This window comes from Leisingera aquimarina DSM 24565 (assembly GCF_000473165.1).
Classification (GTDB): Bacteria; Pseudomonadota; Alphaproteobacteria; order Rhodobacterales; family Rhodobacteraceae; genus Leisingera; species Leisingera aquimarina.
Genome location: NZ_KI421504.1, coordinates 2,997,451 through 3,017,543, shown reverse-complemented (window position 1 = coordinate 3,017,543; position 20,093 = coordinate 2,997,451). Strand labels below are relative to the sequence as shown.

Below are 20,093 nucleotides of genomic sequence, written 5' to 3'. Positions count from 1 at the left end.
CCCTTTCAGAATAATCCTGTGTGGGCCTGCTATTTACCCTTGAACGCCGGGCAGCACCACCCCCGCGCGTTCCAGCGCTGCCCAGACCTTGGCGTCGCGGCCATAGGCATCACGGCGGAACTCTGCGCGGCCTTTGCCCGAGACAACGGCGGTCCGGTAGATGATATGCACTGGCACTTTTTGCTCCAGCGGCACCTTGGTTTCCTTGCCGCTGCTCAGGATGCGGTGGAAGAATTCCTTCGGGTTTTCGCTTTGCTTTGCCAGCAGCGCGTACGCAAATTCAAACGGTTGTGCCAACCGGATACAGCCGTGCGAAAAAGCGCGCACTTCGCGGGCAAACAGACTCTTTTGCGGGGTGTCGTGCAGATAGATGTTGTATTTGTTCGGGAACATGAATTTGACCAACCCCAGCGCGTTGCGGCTGCTGGGGGGCTGCCGCATGGAGAACGGAAAGTTCCGCGCAGTATACTGTGAGAAATCAGCGGACCCTCGGTTCACAACCCGGCCGCGCCGATCGGTGATTTGGATATGGCCGACCGCGTTAGGGTTGCTCTGCAGCTTGGGCAGATACTCCTTGGTGATGATCGAGCGCGGCACATACCAGCTCGGGTTGATCACCATATGCTCCATCTCGTCGGAGAATTCCGGGCTGCGGCGGTCATGCGTGTTTTTGCCGACTACAGAACGGGTTTCAAAGGTCACATCACCATTATCAACGATTTTGGCTGTGAAATCAGTCAGGTTGACCAGAATGTGCCGCTCGCCCCGGTCCGGTGTCAGCCAGCGCTCACGCTCCATCGCGATGATTATGGATTTCAAGCGGTTGGAGACAGGTTTGTTCACCTCGGCGATTGTACCGGCGCCAGCCACTCCGTCGGTTTCCAATCCATGATCGGATTGGAAGCTTTGTACAGCCTTTTCCAGCGCGGCATCATAGCTGCGTGCAGCACTACGCTGCAGATAACCCATCGCCATAAGACGGTTCCGCAGGGTAATGACAGCCGGGCCCTGATCACTAGGCTCCAATTTCTTGGCGTTGACACCTGGTCCCCAGCCACCGCCGGCCAGGATCTGCTCCAGCCGCAGCTTTTCACGCATCAGCGCGCGGTATTGCGGCGATGCCGGCACCAGGCTGCGCATATATGCATAAGGCTGCTCATCCTGGATGCCTGCCAGAAAACTGGCCCCGTCAACAGTATGTTTCTTGCGTACCATGCCATCGTCGATCCGCGACGGCACTAGAAGGCCGGTCTGCAGATCGGTCGCGTAATCCACCAGGGCCTGGCTCAGCGCGGCCTCGATGGTGCCGATGTCGCGCGTGGTGCGCACCTCACGCATCTGCTGCATCAGCGCGCTGACCTCTGCCGAACGGTCCGGCAGACCATGGGCATGGGTTTCCTTCAAAGCCGTCAGCAGCGCATTGCGGCGCTGGCGCGAGGCCTCATCCGAACCGGTCCAAATCGCCTGATATCCGTTCTCCCGGTAGAATTTGGCCACGGAGCCGCTGCCGGAGGCGGCTTCCGCCACCGCTTGGCGGAAAGCCGCCGAAATTTCAGCCTGCGCTGAACTGGAAACAGTCCCCGCGGTCAGGCCGCCCAAAGCCAGAGCAAAAAGCCCTGCTCTAATCCCCGGCAAAAAGTTTCCTGCGGATGCGCGCGTCATAATATCCGGTCCTTGAGCCGATTTTTGCTAATCTTAGCGGTGCCTACCTGAAATTCTGGTAAATGCCAGCCGGTGTTGTCCATTCACAATCGCGAAAAGTTAACATTGATGCACCGATGCCGCGTCTAAGAAGCCCTGTTGCAACAGTCGCGGGGAAAAGTTCCCTGCCCCTCCCCTTTTGCGCAAGAAATCGCCGAAAAACGGGCTACCCGTTACAGCGCGGCAAAGAAATGTTGGAACCAGATTCAGGCTGTGTCATACAGGCCGCACGTTAACTAAGGCAGTTGGCGAGCCCGTAACATCGGGCGATCAGGCAGGACTAGAAGCGTACGGGACGGCGCAGTGAAAATGGCGAAAACCACGGGCACGGGGATCTCCCGGCGTTCTCTTTTGGGTGTATTTGCTGCAACCGCAGTGGCAGCAGCCCCGACCTTCTCCAATGCAGCAGGCTTCTTGCGCGGCGGCGGTGATATCCGCCGGATCCGCATGTATTCGGGCCGCACTGGCGAACGGTTGGACATGGTCTACTGGATCGACGGCCAGTACATCAAAGACGCGGTCAGGGAAGTCAATCACTTCATGCGCGATTGGCGCACTGATCAGGTCAAGGACATGGACCTGCGCACCATCGACATCATGGCCGCCTCGCACAATCTTCTGGATGTGAACGAGCCCTATATGCTGCTGTCCGGCTACCGCAGCCCGAAAACCAACGCAATGCTGCGCAGCCGCTCGCGCGGGGTGGCAAAGAACTCCCTGCATATGCGCGGCCAGGCTGCCGATCTGCGGCTGGCATCACGGTCGGTGTCGCAAATGGCCAAGGCCGCCGAGGCCTGCCACGCCGGTGGTGTCGGTAAGTACCAGCGTTCGAACTTCGTGCATATGGATTGCGGTGTTGTCCGCACTTGGCGCGGCTGACCACCGGCTCTTTGCAATAATGCAAGCCTGCACACTCTAGTGCGGGCTTTTTGGTTTTCAGGACACAGGCCAGCCCAGAGCGTCCCAAGCTATGGCCATGAATTTGTAAACAGCCGGTTTTTCCCGTTGCAGAGGCTGCAAAGCACGGTTATACCCCGCTTTAACGACGCACCTGTAGCTCAGCTGGATAAAGCGCTGCCCTCCGAAGGCAGAGGCCAGATTTGTTAAGGTGCTGAGTTGTAAGGAAAATCAGGGTCTATTTCCCGCCCGTATCTGTTACACGCAACAAAAACACGGTCCCGTAGCTCAGTTGGATAGAGTGCTTGCCTCCGAAGCAAGAAGTCACAGGTTCGAATCCTGTCGGGACCGCCACACACCTGCCAAGGCAGAAAAAAGCCCCAGCAATCGCCGGGGCTTCGCTACTTTCAGGTGACGGCCGCCCTCCTATTTGGATTTCGCGGCCCGGCGCTTGACCTGCCGCACATGATGGACATTCTGCGCAGACGCCACACGCCGCACCAGATCGCCGTTGACGATCACTGCCACGCCACGCGCCGACAACTCGCCAAGGAACCAAGCGGCATCCTTTTCGGAAAGGCCAATGCAGAACGGCGCAGCGATCACCAGAGTGTCACCGGCCTGCACCGCCTGCAAAAGCGCCTCACGCTCGACAAGCTGCCCGCGTGTAATTGAGGCTGCCAAAAGCGTCTGGCTTTGTCTCCACAAGGCATTGTCGCAACTGTCTCCGGCGCTGCCGGCAGAGGGCTCGATACCAGCTTCTCCCAACCGCTCTGTGTATTTGATCGACAGGTATTGGCTGACCCACTGCGTGACAGGCGATGCGAGCATCGCCGAGAACGGCGGCCGGAGNGGTGAACAAGCCCCATCGCCTTTGCCGGCCGCCGCTCCTGAACAGCCTGCCCCAGAGCATCGAGAACGAACCCGGCATGCGCCGGGGTGCTGACACGACCCATTGACCGGCAGGCGATTTGGCCATGCCAAATCTGCCGAGAGGGGGCCGGCGATCTTGCGGGCATAGGCATCAATGAGCGAGCCTTTGTCCGCCATTGGTCCGAGGACAATGGCGAGCGGCGGTATCGGCAAACCCTTTCCAGGTGGCGGCATAGGTGAAACCGCTGACCCAGAGCATGTTGGGCGCGGGCACACGGAATTGCCGGTTTGCTTTGTCCATCCACTGCCCGGCAGCACATGCGCAGCATGTGCGAGAGGGGGCATGGGGCCTTCTTGTCAGGCACCGTGGTTTTGTGAGGCTTGCCCCGGAGCGAGCCTTTGTCCGCCATTGGTCCGAGGACAATGGCGAGCGCCTTGAATACCCATGCCCTTCATCAGCCGAGCAACCGTGCAGCGGGCGGCGTCAAAGCCTTCCCGCTGCAATTGCCGCCAGACCTTCCGCACGCCATAGACCCGCCAGTTCTCTTCGAAAACCCGCCGGATCTCGGGCCGCAATGCCGCGTCACGCCGGGCACGCTCCGACAACCGGGCCGGACCGGCCCGCTTCGCCAGGTGCTCATAATACCTGGAAGGGGCAATCGGCAGGAATAAGACATGCCGCGCCATTGGTCCGAGCGGCAATGGCGAATGCAGATCGGCTCGCCCCCATGCTCCGCGCGATGCATGCCGGTAAATGACACCATCACTTCGACCGGCGGCCGAGCGCCGCCATCGCAAAATACGCGGAGGCTTTGCGGAGGATCTCGTTCGCCCGGCGCTGCTCGCGGTTTTCCCGCTCCAGCGCCTTCATCTTGCCGGCTGCATCTGTTGGCACGCCCGCCCGCTTGCCGCTGTCGGCTTCTGCCTTCTTAACCCACTCATTCAGCGTATGCGCCGGACAGCCGGTCTTTGCGGAGATCGACATGATCGCCTGCCAACGGGAACTGTGCTGGCCGTTCGCCATTGGGCGCGAACCAATGGCGCCTCAATGGCTCACTTGTCCAGCACCAGCCGCACCGCACGCTCGCGGACCTCAGGAGAATACTTGTTTGTTGTCTTGCTCATTGTGGCTTCATCCTAACCAGGAGTTGAAGCCTCCGGAAAACCCGGGGCGGTTCACTATGCCCAATCTGCGCTTTATCTCATCCAGACTGCTTTGGATGGCCTGATGATCGCACCCGCAGCTGCATTTCTTTCGGTCAGGAATATCGCTCACAGCCTGTCTCCTTAGTTGGATGCAGCTTACCCACCTGGCACGCCAGCGCAACGGCCACTCCGAGCCCAAAGTAACAGATGCTGCCAGACGCATGAACGCCCGGTACAGCAACCAGCTCCGGTCTGCTTGACTACTCCAGCGCCAGCCAACGATAACGTCCGCCACGTTCGACAATTGCTATCTGCTTTGGAGAATTTACGCGAACTATTGCGGTGAATTCGCCGTTTGATCCCCCCGGCGCAGGAAGCAAATAGTCGATGAGTTTTACGTTCCGCACCGTGAAGCGATAGACACCGCGTTGATCTGGTCCTTGCGGAAGAAGTGTCACCCGCAGTTGTTCGGGTAGTTGGTCATCCATCTCCATGAATGCTTCTGCAAAACACAGCCAGTCAACCTCTCGATCAGCATCAATATAAGCAAGTATTGATTGTTCGATGAGGCGTCCGATCTCGTTTTTCCCTCGAACATTCTTGAAGCGACTGAGCTCAAATTGGCTGGGCCGGCAAATTCGCTCATCAAGCGTGGCTTCCTCAATCACGGTCTCTAGGACGTACCCATCATCGTCCACAATCGCTAACGCGCCCTCGACTGAGGCAAACTTCGCCCAATAAGTTACAGAAGTCCGTACGCCAGTTCCCGGTTGTTTGCGCCAGACAAGAACATCGAAGTAATACAGCGGTTCGTGGGACTGGTCATCGCCGTAGCGAATTGCAGAATCTGTGCCAAATGGCTGATTGTCACCTAGCGCTGAATAGTGCTGGGCGAAGCACAGCATTGACAGCACGCCGCGTGAGGTCCGGTACTTTGAAAGATCCGCGGCGATGCGTAGGCGGAGTTCCGAATGACTATCCACACCACTGTAGCGCGACGGGTCGAGGTGAGATTGACCACAGTCCCGAGCAACCGCTGTTGTAGCCGCTAGGCAAATGAGAGCAATTGTTGCTAAAGAGAGGCGCATATTTCTAAAGGTTCTAAAAATCCAATATGCTAAAACGTACTTATCAACTTTGAAAGCTGACGAAAAGCCGCCATTGAAATCTGTAGAACCAACGGCAGTATTGTCCGCAGTGGCTGAATGATGGAGGATCTTCTGGATTTTTTCCATGTTTTCTCTACGCGCGCCGCTGTTCGTCACCACAGTTGATGGACAAGTTGATGGACACCACCTCTAAGAATTTGAGCATTCAAGGCAAAGAACTGCAGGCTCTGCGAGGGTGCAGGTCATGACGTCCAACAAACGCTGCCCGACGAACAGCACCTAAAGGGCGATTGATAGGATTGCCTTGTGACGCAATTTCAGCCCGCCACCGTCGCCGTATTCCTCACGTGTCAGACGGTGCCCCATCAAATCACGCCTGACCCTTTCATCCACGCCTGCAGTCAAAAGCCTGTCCCCGAACGAATGGCGCAGGCTATAAGTCGTGTGTTCCTCTGTCGGGGTTAACTTGTTCTGCCGCAGGAACTTGTTCAGCGTGAAGGCATCCATTTATAGCCCCTCCGGTCGGCCAGCTCCTTGGCAGAAACGAAGCGAGGCTGAGCAATGGCCCCTGGCCCGCCAGCTCGGCATCCCACGCTCCAAGTAGCTCCCGCCAGTAACTGTCAGCCTTCGACTGCGCCTCTTCCCTGGAGTCGGTCTTGAAGCTTTTATAGATGAACGGTCGCTGATCTACCGTCGCATAGCGCTTTGGCACTCTGCGTTTCAGGTGGTAGTATTTTCCGCGCTTGATAATCGACATGGCCGAGAACTTAGTGGTTGTCGTGGTGCATTTTGTGGTGAAAAATGGGGGTTTTCAGTACCACTCAATTTCAAACAATTGATTAACACATTGTTTTTACTGATTATTTTGACACCCCCCCCATTTCCCCACCCGAAGCCTCTCAGGTGCGCCAAAATTCCCTGAAAATCTACCTAAACCTGTCCATCCAGGCTACCAGCACGCGTTGCTACTGCTGTGCTTGAATGTTCATCATCCAAGCCTCCAGCGCCTTACTCCTGAAAATCGTTAACTGCGCTGGATAGCTCAGCCGCCGCCGCGTAATAAGCGAGGCTGCGAAGATAGTCCGGAGCCTCCTCGCCAAACGTTTTCAACACCTCCTCAGCCGGGTGCATGAAATCTCCGGCAAGTTCCGGCGGAGCTGAAAGAAACTTGTTGGCCCAAGCTTCATCATCCAGCTCACCTCCAAATAGCGTTCGGATTTCTTGAACGATATCCGCAAATACCCCCGGTTCAGGTGTGTTCAGTGCCGCGTTGACCAATCTTCTAAGCTCTGTGCCGCGCTGGCCTTGCAGGAAATAATGCACCGCAGCAACTTGGCGCTTGTTCAGATGCAGCGGTAGATATCCCAAGGCGAGGTGTCCCTTTCCAGGCTTTGAGATCACGTTGAAATCGGCGCTGCGCCCATCAGCCGAAACCGTCACGGAATCTATAGGGAGAGCACTAATGCCCGCCGCGGCTTCAAGAACCGATAAAAGTTCGGACTTTTCAATGGAGCCAGAGACCCCTGCGTTTAGAGAGATGCCCGCGACCAGCAACTCCCGGCCTCTGAAAACCCTTGAGATTATCGCCCGCCCGCGGAAATCATACGCCAGGACGTCAGCATACGGGCTGCATTCCGGATTGGCTTCCGGATAATACAATACGCTTTCTCCGGCAGAAGGATCCATTTGGGTCAAGCGTTCGACGTCGAATTTGGCGAGTTTCGACATCGCAAAATGCCCACCAGCGTCGATTGTTATGAGCCCCCCTGGCCCTGCGCCGCCTGACCCTCCGACAAGCAGTTCAGCGCTCATTGTGCCCAAGAACCCAGCCTCCTTACTGTCATGGGGACCTTTTATCGAAAGCGCAGGAAAACATGTGTTTTTCTTATTGCTGCCGGCCCCCAGGATCCTTGTGCCCCTGTCAACATCAATAAGATCGCCTGGATAAATCGTATGAAGCTCTCTTGCGGGGAAAGCCCCCAACGGCAGGAAGTAAAGCGCTTCTAACGCTCGGAACCGTGCTTGAACCTGCGTTACATCGGGAGAGGCATGCCCAAAACCCGGAAAAAATGCTGCCGCAATCAGACCCACCGCCGCCGCATATTTTGTTACACGCATTAGAATATCCTCCGCTGCACCTATAACCGGCAAGAGAGAAACTATGGCGTTGCTCCTGACTTTCTACCGCCAGTCCGGGATTTCTCAAAAATGCCTGCAGCCGAAGGTTATGTTCCAATCCAGCGGCTTTGTTTCCCCCGCAAGCTGCCAACAGTGCCTCAAGCGCCCTCAGATGCCCTATTGTCTGCACGGGCAAAAATTCACAGCTTTGCATCCCTACTGCCGGAGCGCCTGACTAAATGCCTGCAGCAGAGCCCTTTGCCGCGGCGATTTGCCAAGGCTCGGCGGCCAGGTCAGCCAATAGCCTTCAATTATAGCCAGCTTCGGCGCAGGCGCGCATTCCAATTGCCCTGTTTGCAAGAGATTTGCAGCCAAAGCCCTGGATCCCAAAACAACACCCCTCCCCAATCGGGCAGCCCGCAAGGCATGCGCCATGGAGTCTACAGACACTGGACCGGCATCAGGCTCCGTTTCACCCGTCACTCTGGCCCACTCCGCCCAGCCCGGCCGTTCTCCACGCAACTCTATGACCGGAAGCTGCCGCCACCCGGCTGCATTTCCTGGCGCTGTCATTGGTTGCAGCACTTCATTTGCCAGCAAGACCCCGTCGCGTCCCTGCCAGCCTCCGCGTCCGTACCGGATGTGCAATGCCCCGTCGGCCGCCTCGAACTCCAGTCGTTTTGGCACGGTTTCCGTAACCAGGCGCAAATCCGGATAAGTCTTTGAAAACAAATCCAGCCGAGGCAGCAACAGCATTTCCAGATGCGATGGCAAAGCCGCAACCCTCAGCTCCCGGGCACTTTGGCCAAATAGATTATCGGTGCCCTGTTCCAGAGCGAGCAGCGTATCATGAACCAGCGGCAGGTAACTTTCGCCATCCACAGTCAGCGTCACCCCGCGCGCCGAGCGAATAAACAGCTGCCGGCCCAGCCAGGATTCCAGGTTTCGGATCCGCTGGCTGACCGCGGCCTGTGTGGCGCCGAACTCCTCCGCCGCAGCTGTGAAACTGCCAAGCCGGCCAGCTGCTTCAAACACCTTCAGCCAGTCGAGCGGCGGCAAGCCCTGTTTGGTCGCTTTCTTGGGCATTAGAAAACCTAACCCTCAAACCCCAGTTTCAGTCGTTCTCTTGATGGCTCAGCCTCGGTATTAGCGCAAGGGAGAACCAAGCCAACCGGAGAGATCCCATGCCCCGTTCCGTAACCGCTGACACATCCGGCAGTTATCTGACTTTGACTTTTGAAGACGGCCAACAGTGCCGTTTTCACGCGATCTGGCTGCGCGACAATGCGCTGGATCCAGAAACCCGCGCACCGGGCAACGGCCAGCGCCTGATCACCATTGGCGACATACCTGCAGACACCAGGATCAGCACCGCATTGGTGGAAAGCGACGCCTTGACAGTGACTTTCTCGCCCGAGGGCAAGACCGTCACTTTCCCCGGCGCCTGGTTGAAGTCACACGCCTATGACGTTGATAAAGCCTCTGATTTTGGCCGCGTTGCGCCAGAAATTGCAACCTGGAACAGTAACCAGCCCGCCCCTGCGTTTGACTGGAACGATGTAATGTCTGATCCCAAGGTCAAGCGCGATTGGCTGGATGCAATTGCGCGTCTTGGCTTTGCCAAGCTGGTTAACGGCCCCGTCAAGGAAGGCGCGCTGATCGACTGTGCGGAGATGTTCGGATTTGTGCGTGAAACCAACTACGGACGCTTCTTTGAAGTACGAACCGAGGTGAACCCGACCAACCTTGCTTATACCGGCCTGGGGCTGCAGGCGCATACCGATAACCCCTACCGCGATCCGGTGCCAAGCTTGCAGATCCTGTATTGCCTGGAAAATTCGGCAGAAGGCGGCGACAGCATCGTGGTGGACGGATTCCGCGCGGCGGAACGGCTGCGCGAAGAAGACCCGGAAGGTTTTGCCCTGCTGGCGGGCTACCCGGCCCGGTTCGAATACAAAGGCTCCGATGGCGTGCATCTGCGCGCACGCCGCCCGATGATAGAACTTGCGCCTGATGGCGAGATGATCGGCATGCGTTTCAACAACCGGTCCTCGGCGCCGTTTGTGGACGTGCCCTTTGAGAAGATGGAGGCCTATTATGCCGCCTACCGGCGTCTGGGTGAGTTCATTGACGATCCCAACATGGGTGTTGCGTTCAAACTGGAGCCCGGCGAGAGCTTTATCGTCGATAACACCCGCGTGTTGCACGCCCGCCTTGGCTATTCCGGATCGGGCTCCCGCTGGCTGCAGGGGTGCTACGCCGACAAGGACGGGTTGCTGTCGACCCTGAACGTTCTGAACGCTCAAAGGGAGGGGTGAACAATGAGCAAGCCGGATTTCAGCACGCTGACCCAGGACAACATTGTCGCCTTCATCGGTGATATCTTTGACCGCCGCGGCGACGAGGAATACCTGGGCGAGCCGGTCACCATGACCGAACATATGTTGCAGGGCGCCACCATTGCCGAAGCCAACAACCAGCCGGAAGAGATCATAGTAGGCGCACTTCTCCACGATATCGGCCATTTCACCAGCGAGTTCGGCACCTTCTCCATGGATGACACTGAAGACCGGTTTCACGAGGAGGCTGGCGCCGAGGTACTGGAGCAGTTCTTCCCTTCGGTGATCACCGATTGCGTGCGCTATCACGTGGCAGCGAAACGCTATCTCTGCGCCACCAAGCCGGAATATTTCAACCGTTTATCAGTCGCTTCCATCCACTCCTTGAACCTGCAGGGCGGGCCCATGAATGCAGAAGAAGTGGCTGAGCTGGAGCAAAACCCGAACCTCAAGCAGATCATTGCGGTGCGCTATCTGGATGAGGCCGGCAAACGCGCGGATATGGACACGCCCGATTACTGGCATTTTGCACCTATGGTGCAGCGAATGGTCGACAGGCATATGGGTGCAGGAAGTACTGAAAAATGAGCGCGCCGGAGTACATCTTTGAGGCCAGCTCCAAACCGTCGCTGCCGTGGCACGAGGTGCCGCTGATCCGGGCGACCGAGGAAAGCGTCGAGGGCTATGGTTGCCTGGTGGAGGATCCGGGCGCCTTCGAGATCGAGATTGTCCAGTGGCCTGCCCAGGGTTGGCGCCTGATCGACGAGGGCACCGGGGATGAGGGGGGCTGGGTCGAGGGCACATTCCGCTGCGACTGGCGCGGGGACGTGCTCTATGGCGAGAACGAAGCGGTCAACGGAAATTATGTGCTGGGCTGGTCCGCTGATCCGCAAACGGCACAGACCGCCGAACAGACCGCGCCGCGGGATCAGGTGCTGCTGTGGCACATGAACTATCACCCCGACGGCGGGCAGATGTTCTTTCCGCTGGAAAACAAACCCTTCATCGTGCCCGCTGCTCTGCCGGGGGATGATCTGAATCCGGAAAAGGTTGTGGCGTTCTGGTGCGACGGATCCAAAGGGTTCTACATCCACCCGAGCATCTGGCATGAGGGAATCTTCCCGGTAGAGAACAACCAGCGCTTTCGCGACCGCCAGGGCAAGGTGCACGCGCGGGTCAGCTGCGATTTGGGAAAGGAGTTTGGTGTCTACCTGTCCTGCCCGCTGCGCGCGGATAAGATCCAAGAGTAAGACGCGTCCCTTAAACCGCAAACGGCGCCTCGCAGGGCGCCGTTTTCGTCTGCTCTTCAGCCAGTGTCAGACAAACAATTCGTGTGCCAGCTCCAGCGCATCGATCAGCGTATCGACCTCTTCCTTGGTGTTGTAGAGACCAAAAGAAGCACGGCATGTGGCGGACACGCCCAAATGATCCATCAGCGGCCCGGCGCAGTGATGGCCTGCACGCACTGCCACACCCTTTTTATCGAGGATGGTGGAGACGTCATGAGGATGTGCGGCGCCCTCCATGGTAAAGCTGAAAATAGCAGCCTTACCAATTGCTTGCCCTTGCACGTTCACCCAGTTTAGGCCTGTCAGACGCTGCATTGCATAATCGCGCAACCCGCCTTCATGCTTGGCGATGTTCTCCATGCCGAGATCCATCATGTAGTCCAGCGCAACACCAAAGCCGATGGTCTGCACGATGCCCGGCGTGCCGGCTTCGAACTTCATTGGAGGATCATTGTAGATGATCTGATCCTTGGAGACTTCCTTGATCATGTCGCCGCCGCCGATAAACGGGCGCATCTCGGCCATGCGTTCTGGCTTGATATATATCGCACCCGAGCCGGAGGGGCCGTAAAGCTTGTGGCCGGTGATCGCGTAGAAATCACAGCCGATATCCTGCAGGTCCACCGGCATATGCACCGCCCCTTGCGAGCCATCAACCAGTACCGGCACGCCCTTGGCATGGGCGCCCTGGGTGATCGCCTTCACGTCCACCACGGTGCCCAGAACGTTTGAGCATTGAGTGATTGCGACCAGCTTGGTCTTGGGGGTGATCGCATCGATCACCTTCTGCGGGTCCAGGCTGCCATCATCGGCCACATCCACCCACTTCAGCACCACGCCTTGGCGTTCCCGCAGGAAGTGCCAGGGGACAATATTGGCGTGGTGTTCCATCACCGACAGGATGATCTCATCTCCCGCCTCCAACCGCGGCATGGCCCAGCCATAAGCGACCAGATTGATGCCCTCGGTGGTGCCCGAATTCAGCACGATGGTGTTTTCATCACCGGCATTCAGGAAGCGGGAAATGGTACCGCGAACAGCCTCGTATTTCTCGGTCGCGAGATTAGAAAGAAAGTGCAAGCCACGGTGAACATTGGAATATTCTTCGGCATAAGCGCGTATCACCGCATCAATCACCACCTGCGGTTTCTGGGCGGACGCTCCGTTGTCGAGATAAGTCAGCGGCTTGCCGTTCACCTCACGCGCAAGGATCGGAAAGTCGGCACGGATTTTTTCCACGTCATACATGTTCGGGAAGTCCCAGATTGGCTGGGCCGATCAGACCCACGATAAAGAGAAGGGCAAACACCAGGATCATGCTGGCCATCAGAACCACACCAAGCGACCGCCAGACAGAGCCGAACCTGTGCGCTGTATTGACGAAGTGCAAGAGGATAAAGAACACCATGATGTTCGCCGCAATATTCAGCAGGGCAGCCAGGGCCGGCAGCACCAGAAGCATAGCGACGATGGCGGCGTTGAGACCCGCCTGCAGCAATTGCAGCCAGGTCACCAGTGCAAGAAGCGCTGCCAGATTGCCTTGACCGCCCAGCCATCGGCCGGTGGTTGAAAGCATGGCAATGAAGCTGATCTGCAGCACCAGGATAACCGCAAAGTAGGCGCCAGGCGCAAACCGCGGTATCAAAACCTCAGGCGGCAGCGGAAACAGCACTTGCTGCAATGTATAGACGCAGGTGTTCAGCACCACTGACAGCAGAAAGCCTGTCCACAACGCCTCGCGCGGCCAATCCTGAGCCAGGATCTGCTGCGCAGCATCCCGCGGCGATTTCACCGTCAGCAGGGCAAAGGCGGCCAGTGTGTTCATTGCTTTGCCCAATACCCTTGGATCATGCCGGACACCCAGAACCACAGGAAGACAGCACACCACAGTGCCCCCACCAAGTTCAAGGCGGGTCCAGTCCCGATGAAACCTGCAACCAGCCCATTCAGCAGCATCAGCGGGCTGGCTGCCAGAAAGGCCCAGAACAGCGCCAGCCGGGCGCAGTAGGATGCACCCTGCCCGCCTGCCGAGCGGGCAATCCAATGCGCGGCCAGTGCCAGCACATACAACAGCAGCGGCGCGATGAAGACAATGCCCAGCAGCGAACCGCCCAGCAGCATATTCAGCTCCTGGCCGGTCAGATGCGCCTCACGCGCCAGTTTCGGCATCTGCGCCACAAAGGTCAGAACGCAGCCGCTGAGCAGGAAAATCAGCAGCCGGTCTTCACGCACGCCCATGTCCAGAAGCCGCGCAAACACTTTGCGCGGCCCCTTATAGGTTGCCGGGATATCCGTGGTAACGGACATCAGCGGCGCCGGGCCAGCCAGCCTTCGAGGCGGGAGACGATGTCGGCCGCGATGTCCGCGTCTTCGATCTCTTCCACTGCTTCAGCCAGAAAGGCCAGCGTCATCAGGTCAGTCGCCTCGGCATGGGGCACCCCGCGCGAGCGCAGGTAGAACAGGCCTTCCTCGTCGATCGCACCGGAGGTGGAGCCATGCGAGCAGGCTACATCATCGGCATAGATTTCCAATTCCGGTTTGGCCAGGAACTGGCTGTCGCCGTCCAGCAGCAAAGACTGGGAAATCTGATACCCATCCGTCTTTTGCGCGCCTTCCTTCACCAGGATCTTGCCTTGGAACACGCCGGTTGCCCCGTTGCGCAGAACCTTCTTGAACACCTGGCGGCTTTCGCAGTTCACCGCGTCATGGGTGATGAACACGGTGTCGTCGTGATGGAAATCACCATCGCCGACGCAAGCGCCTGCAATATGCGCAATCGCGTCATCGCCGGTCAGTTCGATCACCGCCTCGTTGCGGGTCAGCACGCCATTCACGGTCAGGGTGAAAGACTTGAACACAGACTCGGTGCCAAGGCGGGTAAACAGATGTGTTGCCGCACGGCGCTCGTGATCCCGGCCCTGTGCCCGCACCAGGTGCAGCTTGCCGCTGTCGGCAATGTCGATCTCCATGCATTTGTTAAAGCGCGAGGCCGCCGGGCCGTTTTCCAGGATTGTCACCTCGGCGCCATTTTCCACGCGGATCACGTGGTGCAGGATCGCGTCGGAACTCTCATCCGAGTGCACATAGGTAAAGTTGATCGGTTTGGATACTTTGCCGGTCACCCGGATCGCCACACCGTCCGTTGCAAAAGCGGTATTCAGCGCCGCCAGCGGGCGTTCCACCGGAGTTTGCCCGCGCGCTTCAAGAACGCCGTACAAGTCCTTGGCCCAGTGGATATCCTTGCAGCAGATGTCTGCGATCCGGTCGATGGTCAGACCTTCCAGCGACAAATCATCCGATGCTTCAGCGTCAAAGACACCATCGACAAAAACAATGTTCAGCCGGTCAAAGGCGCTGAACATCGGCGTCTCATCCGCGGCGAAAACGGCAGCTTTGGCTGCCTCAGCCTGCACCAATGTCTCGGGGCGGGTGTATTTCCAGTACTCATCGCGGCGGCTGGGCAGACCCATGGTCTGGACCCGCGACAGCGCTGCCTGCCGGGCCGCCTTAAGGCAGCCGCTTTCCGGCAGGGACAGCGCGGACAGCCGCGCCTCGGTTGCACTTTGCTTGACTTCAGGCAGGGCCATTTACGCCTCCTCTGCCAGGATGCCGGCGTAACCGTTGTTCTCGACTTCCAGCGCCAGCTCAGGACCGCCGGTCTTGACAATGCGGCCGCCTGCCAGGATGTGCACCACGTCCGGTTTGATGTGGTCCAATAGGCGCTGATAGTGGGTGATCACCAGGAAACCGCGGCCCTCATCACGCAGGGCGTTCACGCCTTCGGCCACCAGTTTCATCGCGTCCACATCAAGGCCGGAGTCGGTCTCGTCCAGGATGCACAGCTTCGGCTCCAACATCGCCATCTGCAGGATTTCGTTGCGCTTCTTCTCACCGCCGGAGAAGCCGACGTTGACCGGGCGCTTCAGCATGTCGGCGTCGATTTTCAGGGTCTTCGCCTTGGCGCGGATGATTTTCAGGAAGTCGGAGGCCGACAGCTCTTCCTCGCCACGGGCTTTGCGCTGTGCGTTCACTGCGGTGCGCAGAAAGGTCATGTTGCCGACACCGGGGATTTCCACCGGATACTGGAACGCCAGGAACATGCCGGCTGCGGCGCGTTCTTCCGGCTCCATCTCCAGGATGTCTTCGCCTTCCAGTTCGGCAGAACCGTCGGTCACTTCATAGCCGTCGCGGCCTGAAAGCACATATGACAGAGTGGATTTACCCGAACCGTTCGGCCCCATAATGGCATGCACTTTGCCTGCCTCAACCTTAAGGTCGACGCCCTTCAGGATTTGCTTATCCTCATCTTCCAGCTTGACGTGCAAGTTTTTGATTTCGAGCATTTTTGCCTCTCGCTTAGTACTGTTCCGGCAGCCGTCGGCGCCTAGAAGGTTTTTGTGTAAAGCGTCAGGATCTGCGTCAGATCCCGGCGCGGAAGGTTGTCGGGAAGCAGCTCGAACCGGGCCATGCGGCCACGGATATCAACCGGCTTTACCCATTTCTCGACCTGCTTGTACAGGGCCCGCCCGGCATAGTCGTCAAACAGCACGGTGACAGGCTTTTCGGTCCGCAGCATAACAGTCAGGAAACAGGCAGCCCGGAACCGCCCGTCAATCAGCACCAGATCCGGCGCCTCAAAGTGTGCAAGGTCCCAGATCGTATTCGGGTACTGATGAAACCGGCGCCACATGTCGTTATTTACCGGCCTGCCCCATTTGCCGGTCTTGCCGACATTGGCATGGTGCAGATGTACTACCGACTTGCTGCCAGCCTGGCGCAAGTACCGCTTCATCATGCGGTACCACATCTTGTCAGACTCGACGGAAAAGACCTTTTTCCCGCTCAGCTCAGACGCCAGAACAGTCGAGCCGCCACTGCCATATTCCAGAATGACGCCTGCATCCCGGTAATGGCTTCGAACCCACTCAGCCTCTTCAGGCGGCAGAGTAAGCTGCGGGCGCTCAATGATCTGTTCGTCTTTTGCCACTGTCCGGCCCCTTACCCCAGCACCACAGCGGTGCCGCTGGCCGAAACCATCAGCATGGACTGCCCGACCACTTCATAGTCCAGATCCACGCCCACAACGGCATTGGCGCCCTTGTCCCGCGCGCGGTCTTCAAGCTCAGCCAAGGCGGTTTCGCGGGCATCCTGCAACTTGCCTTCATACGCGCCTGAGCGGCCGCCGACGATATCAGTGATCGAGGCAAAGACATCGCGCACCACATTGGCGCCCATGATCGCCTCGCCCACCACGATGCCCTTGTATTCGGCGATCTGGTAGCCTTCGACGCTCGGTGTGGTTGTGACGATCATACTCTTGCCTCCCTGCGGTGCTGCCCAAGGGCCTGCCATCAGCCGACAGACCCTTCCAGCGAGATCGCAACCAGCTGTTGCGCTTCCATGGCAAACTCCATCGGCAGCGCCTGCAGCACGTCCTTGCAGAAGCCGTTGACCACCAGGGCCACCGCCTCTTCCTCGTCCATGCCGCGCTGGCGGCAGTAGAACAGCTGGTCGTCGTCCACCTTGGACGTGGTCGCCTCATGCTCCACGCGGGAGGAGTTGTTCTTGACCTCGATGTAGGGAACCGTGTGAGCGCCGCATTTATCGCCGATCAGCAGCGAGTCGCACTGGGTGTAATTGCGGCTGTCCTTGGCCTTGGGGTGCATCGACACCAGCCCGCGGTAGGTGTTTTGCGCCTTGCCGGCGCTGATCCCCTTGGACACGATGCGCGACTTGGTGTTTTTGCCCAGGTGCACCATTTTGGTGCCGGTGTCGGCCTGCTGCATATTGTTGGCGATGGCGATCGAGTAGAACTCGCCCTGGCTTTCATTGCCGCGCAGGATGCAAGAGGGGTATTTCCAGGTCACGGCAGAGCCGGTTTCCACCTGGGTCCACATCACCTTGGCGCGGTCGCCGCGGCAGTCGGCACGCTTGGTGACGAAGTTATAGATGCCGCCCTTGCCGTTCTCGTCGCCCGGATACCAGTTCTGAACGGTGGAGTATTTCACCTCGGCGTCTTCTTCGATGATGATTTCGACCACTGCGGCGTGCAGCTGGGCGATATCGCGCGCTGGGGCAGTACAGCCTTCCAAGTAGCTGACATAGCTGCCTTTATCGGCAATGATCAGGGTACGTTCAAACTGGCCGGTGTTTTCCGCATTGATGCGGAAATAGGTCGACAGTTCCATCGGGCAGCGAACGCCCGGCGGCACATAGACGAACGATCCGTCTGAGAATACGGCTGAGTTCAGCGTTGCATAGAAGTTGTCGGACACCGGAACCACCGAGCCGAGGTATTTTTTGACCAGCTCAGGATGCTCACGGATGGCTTCGGAGATCGAGCAGAAGATGACGCCCGCTTCCTTCAGCTCTTTCTGGAATGTGGTGCCGACGGAAACGGAGTCGAAAACAGCGTCCACGGCAACCTTGCGGCCCTCGGCGGGCGCATTTTCAGCGCCCTCAACGCCGGCCAGAATCATCTGTTCTTTCAGCGGGATACCCAGCTTTTCATAGGTCGCCAGCAGCTTGGGGTCGACCTCGTCCAGCGACTTGGGCTTCACTTCCATCGACTTGGGACGGGCATAATAATATTGGTCCTGGAAATCGATTTCCGGATAGTCGACCATCGCCCAGTCGGGTTCTTCCTTGGTCAGCCAGCGCTCATAGGCTTCCAGACGCCAGTTCAGCATCCATTCCGGCTCTTCGTTCTTTTCCGAAATCAGCCGGACAATATCCGTGGTCAGCCCTTTGGGGGCATATTCCATCTCGATATCGGTTTCCCAACCGTATTTGTAAGCACCGCCAACCTCGCGGACTGCGTCCACGGTTTCCTGATCAACACCATCCTTGACTTGGGTCTGGTCCAAAGCGGCCATTTGTCTTCTCCTCATTCACGCCGCGCGGGCGCGATGTTTCTTTTCTTTTAGCAGCCACGCATCGGCAAAGCGCAGCACGTCTTCTTCTGTTGTCTCAGGCCCCAGCGACACGCGGACTGCGCCTTGTGCCGTGGCCTCATCAAATCCCATTGCGGTCAGCACCGCGCTGGCGCGCACCTTTCCGCTGGAGCAGGCGCTGCCCGCGCTGATGGCAAATCCCGCCAGATCCATCTGCATGACCTGGGTTTCGCCCTTCCAGCCCGGCGTCGCAAAACACAGAGTGTTCGGCAGCCGTCTCTGATCCTTCCCGACAAAAATAGTATGGCTTGCGCCAGACACAAGCGCCTTTTCTAGAATATTTCTAAGTTCTGCAACCCTGTCCCAGACACCATTTGCCAGATCTTTTGCCGCTGCTTCAGCTGCGGCGCCGAAGCCCGTGATTCCAATGGTATTTTCGGTTCCGGAACGCCGCCCCATTTCCTGGCCGCCGCCCTTGATCTGCGCAGGCAGATCCGTACCGCGTTTGATCACAACTGCGCCGATGCCCTTGGGTCCGCCCAGTTTATGCGCAGAAATCAGCGCCATTTGCGCGCCCAGCCAGTTGAACGCCACCGGCAATTTACCAAAAGCCTGGGTTGCATCGGTCACCGCCAGCCCGTCCGGCAATTGCTGTACAATACCGGTTTCGGAATTGGCCAATTGCACTGTGCAGGCTGCAGGATCGGAAATCCCTACCATCCCGCCGACGCTTACCTCAAGATCTTCCAGGGTCCAGGCACGCACCGCATCATGCTCCACCGGCGCGCCATGCAGGCTGCGGCCGGCCAATGCCAATGATGCTCCCTCGGTTGACCCGGAGGTGAAAACGATATCCGCCCCATCCGCGCCAAAGGCAGCCGCGACCTGCGCCCGTGCTTTCTCGACCAATGCCTTAGCAGCACGGCCTTCGGCATGCACCGACGACGGGTTGCCGCAGACATCCATCGCCGCGATCATAGCCGCCCGCGCCTCGGGGCGCAGGGTGGCGGTGGCGTTATGGTCAAGATAAACGCGTGTCATAGAGTCATCTTTTTGCGGATCGCTGCCGCCTCATACGCTGCCTTGCAGCATTTCGCAAAGCTTTCCCGCGAAAATTGTGCAGTATCCGCGCAGTGTCCGGAAAGACGAGGAATGCAAATTCTTAGCACCTCAGTCATCCACCACAGCAAACAGGCTGGGCACTGCCGGGCACGGCGCCAGATCGTTTTTGATGACATCGGACAGGCGGGTCTGATGCAGGAACACATAGACATGCGCGCTCAATCCCTCCCACAGGCGGTTGGTCAGCGATTGCGCCCGGCTGCCGGACAGCGCGCCCGAGGCGCCTGCTCCTTTGTGCATCGCATCAACCGTTTCATCCACGGCAGACAGCACATCGACCACCCGAATCTCCGATGGCACCATTGCCAGCCGGTAACCGCCACCAGGTCCGCGCACCGACTCGACCAGCCCTGCGCGGCGCAGCTTGACAAACAGCTGCTCCAGATACGGCAGCGAGATATCCTGGCGCTTGGAAATGTCGCCCAGAGGCACCAAATTGCCCTGTGGCTGCAGCGCGATATCCGCCAGCGCGACCATTGCATAGCGCCCTTTGGTGGAAAGCTTCATAATTTACCTCTCGAAACCAGGGCGCGAATGCGAAAACATTGACCTTCCCCGCGTCTGTGCGTATCTCAGCCTGACGGTGTATGGCGAGGCCAGCGCCCT

General features: G+C 58.3%; 21 protein-coding genes, 2 tRNA genes, 1 pseudogene and 1 other annotated feature. Of the genes and pseudogenes, 6 read left to right on the top strand and 18 right to left on the bottom strand.

What is annotated here, in order from left to right; all coding sequences use genetic code 11:
• Positions 1-33 precede the first annotated feature (33 nt).
• Positions 34-1,662 (bottom strand): L,D-transpeptidase family protein, encoded by a 1,629-nt coding sequence (locus AQUI_RS0119040; RefSeq protein WP_027258919.1) that lies wholly within the window; start codon positions 1,660-1,662, stop codon positions 34-36.
• 348 nt (positions 1,663-2,010) lie between these two features.
• On the opposite strand from AQUI_RS0119040, the gene mepK reads away from it, so the two are divergent.
• From mepK to AQUI_RS0119025, 3 genes are all read left to right on the top strand, one after another.
• Complete coding sequence (gene mepK, locus AQUI_RS0119035) at positions 2,011-2,580, top strand: peptidoglycan L,D-endopeptidase MepK (protein WP_027258918.1); 570 nt, start codon at positions 2,011-2,013, stop codon at positions 2,578-2,580.
• A 168-nt stretch (positions 2,581-2,748) separates the two neighbouring features.
• Positions 2,749-2,814: transfer RNA gene (locus AQUI_RS0119030), tRNA-Arg, on the top strand.
• Between the two features lie 61 nt (positions 2,815-2,875).
• A tRNA-Arg gene (locus AQUI_RS0119025) sits at positions 2,876-2,952 on the top strand.
• 72 nt (positions 2,953-3,024) lie between these two features.
• Here the strand turns inward: AQUI_RS0119025 and AQUI_RS32550 are convergent.
• The 7 genes and pseudogenes from AQUI_RS32550 to AQUI_RS0118990 form a co-directional block, all read right to left on the bottom strand.
• Entirely contained in the window at positions 3,025-3,429 is a 405-nt protein-coding gene (locus AQUI_RS32550; RefSeq protein ID WP_156916876.1) for a hypothetical protein, read from the bottom strand.
• Positions 3,430-3,440: 11 nt separating this feature from the next.
• Positions 3,441-4,596, bottom strand: a pseudogene (locus AQUI_RS30900) (IS3 family transposase); the annotation flags it as partial.
• Positions 4,123-4,277: a sequence feature (AL1L pseudoknot), on the bottom strand. (Overlaps the previous pseudogene by 155 nt.)
• A 281-nt stretch (positions 4,597-4,877) precedes the next feature.
• Positions 4,878-5,852 (bottom strand): hypothetical protein, encoded by a 975-nt coding sequence (locus tag AQUI_RS0119005; RefSeq protein ID WP_156916875.1) that lies wholly within the window; start codon positions 5,850-5,852, stop codon positions 4,878-4,880.
• 153 nt (positions 5,853-6,005) lie between these two features.
• Complete coding sequence (locus AQUI_RS0119000) at positions 6,006-6,233, bottom strand: site-specific integrase (protein WP_027258915.1); 228 nt, start codon at positions 6,231-6,233, stop codon at positions 6,006-6,008.
• Positions 6,160-6,483, bottom strand: coding sequence for a DUF6538 domain-containing protein (locus tag AQUI_RS32545; protein ID WP_425411826.1), 324 nt, complete (start codon positions 6,481-6,483; stop codon positions 6,160-6,162). The genes AQUI_RS0119000 and AQUI_RS32545 overlap by 74 nt, the downstream gene beginning before the upstream one ends.
• 251 nt (positions 6,484-6,734) lie before the next feature.
• Positions 6,735-7,844, bottom strand: coding sequence for a hypothetical protein (locus AQUI_RS0118995; RefSeq protein WP_027258914.1), 1,110 nt, complete (start codon positions 7,842-7,844; stop codon positions 6,735-6,737).
• Between the two features lie 216 nt (positions 7,845-8,060).
• Positions 8,061-8,930 carry a LysR family transcriptional regulator gene (locus AQUI_RS0118990; protein ID WP_027258913.1) on the bottom strand — a complete coding sequence of 290 codons (870 nt, stop codon included), beginning with the start codon at positions 8,928-8,930 and terminating at the stop codon, positions 8,061-8,063.
• 98 nt (positions 8,931-9,028) lie between these two features.
• Here AQUI_RS0118990 and tmpA point away from each other — a divergent pair, with 98 nt between their 5' ends.
• From tmpA to AQUI_RS0118975, 3 genes are read left to right on the top strand one after another with little or no spacing between them, the layout of a single operon-like run.
• Positions 9,029-10,162 (top strand): 2-trimethylaminoethylphosphonate dioxygenase, encoded by a 1,134-nt coding sequence (gene tmpA / locus AQUI_RS0118985; RefSeq protein ID WP_027258912.1) that lies wholly within the window; start codon positions 9,029-9,031, stop codon positions 10,160-10,162.
• 3 nt (positions 10,163-10,165) lie between these two features.
• Positions 10,166-10,771: a (R)-1-hydroxy-2-trimethylaminoethylphosphonate oxygenase gene (tmpB, locus tag AQUI_RS0118980; protein ID WP_027258911.1), complete on the top strand. Its 606-nt coding sequence runs from the start codon at positions 10,166-10,168 to the stop codon at positions 10,769-10,771.
• Positions 10,768-11,433: an ureidoglycolate lyase gene (locus AQUI_RS0118975; RefSeq protein WP_027258910.1), complete on the top strand. Its 666-nt coding sequence runs from the start codon at positions 10,768-10,770 to the stop codon at positions 11,431-11,433. Before tmpB ends, AQUI_RS0118975 begins: the two co-directional genes overlap by 4 nt.
• A gap of 66 nt (positions 11,434-11,499) precedes the next feature.
• Here the strand turns inward: AQUI_RS0118975 and AQUI_RS0118970 are convergent, their stop codons facing one another.
• The 10 genes from AQUI_RS0118970 to iscR all read right to left on the bottom strand — a co-directional run bounded on the left by AQUI_RS0118970 (position 11,500) and on the right by iscR (position 19,994).
• Entirely contained in the window at positions 11,500-12,720 is a 1,221-nt protein-coding gene (locus tag AQUI_RS0118970; RefSeq protein ID WP_027258909.1) for a cysteine desulfurase, read from the bottom strand.
• Positions 12,713-13,297 carry a YIP1 family protein gene (locus tag AQUI_RS0118965; RefSeq protein ID WP_027258908.1) on the bottom strand — a complete coding sequence of 195 codons (585 nt, stop codon included), beginning with the start codon at positions 13,295-13,297 and terminating at the stop codon, positions 12,713-12,715. The genes AQUI_RS0118970 and AQUI_RS0118965 overlap by 8 nt, the downstream gene beginning before the upstream one ends.
• A complete protein-coding gene (locus AQUI_RS0118960; RefSeq protein ID WP_027258907.1) occupies positions 13,294-13,779 on the bottom strand; it encodes a hypothetical protein in 486 nt (161 codons plus the stop codon). The genes AQUI_RS0118965 and AQUI_RS0118960 overlap by 4 nt, the downstream gene beginning before the upstream one ends.
• Complete coding sequence (locus AQUI_RS0118955; protein ID WP_027258906.1) at positions 13,779-15,059, bottom strand: SufB/SufD family protein; 1,281 nt, start codon at positions 15,057-15,059, stop codon at positions 13,779-13,781. The genes AQUI_RS0118960 and AQUI_RS0118955 overlap by 1 nt, the downstream gene beginning before the upstream one ends.
• A complete protein-coding gene (sufC, locus tag AQUI_RS0118950; RefSeq protein WP_027258905.1) occupies positions 15,060-15,815 on the bottom strand; it encodes a Fe-S cluster assembly ATPase SufC in 756 nt (251 codons plus the stop codon).
• Between the two features lie 41 nt (positions 15,816-15,856).
• Positions 15,857-16,459: a hypothetical protein gene (locus AQUI_RS0118945; RefSeq protein ID WP_027258904.1), complete on the bottom strand. Its 603-nt coding sequence runs from the start codon at positions 16,457-16,459 to the stop codon at positions 15,857-15,859.
• A gap of 11 nt (positions 16,460-16,470) precedes the next feature.
• Entirely contained in the window at positions 16,471-16,785 is a 315-nt protein-coding gene (locus tag AQUI_RS0118940) for a heavy metal-binding domain-containing protein (protein ID WP_027258903.1), read from the bottom strand.
• Positions 16,786-16,823: 38 nt separating this feature from the next.
• On the bottom strand, positions 16,824-18,347 hold the full coding sequence (gene sufB, locus AQUI_RS0118935; RefSeq protein ID WP_027258902.1) for a Fe-S cluster assembly protein SufB: 1,524 nt from the start codon (positions 18,345-18,347) through the stop codon (positions 16,824-16,826).
• A gap of 15 nt (positions 18,348-18,362) precedes the next feature.
• The gene (locus AQUI_RS0118930) at positions 18,363-19,406 is read right to left on the bottom strand and encodes a cysteine desulfurase family protein (RefSeq protein WP_027258901.1); all 1,044 of its coding nucleotides are present in this window, start codon (positions 19,404-19,406) and stop codon (positions 18,363-18,365) included.
• 129 nt (positions 19,407-19,535) lie between these two features.
• Positions 19,536-19,994 (bottom strand): Fe-S cluster assembly transcriptional regulator IscR, encoded by a 459-nt coding sequence (gene iscR / locus AQUI_RS0118925; protein ID WP_027258900.1) that lies wholly within the window; start codon positions 19,992-19,994, stop codon positions 19,536-19,538.
• Positions 19,995-20,093: the final 99 nt, after the last annotated feature.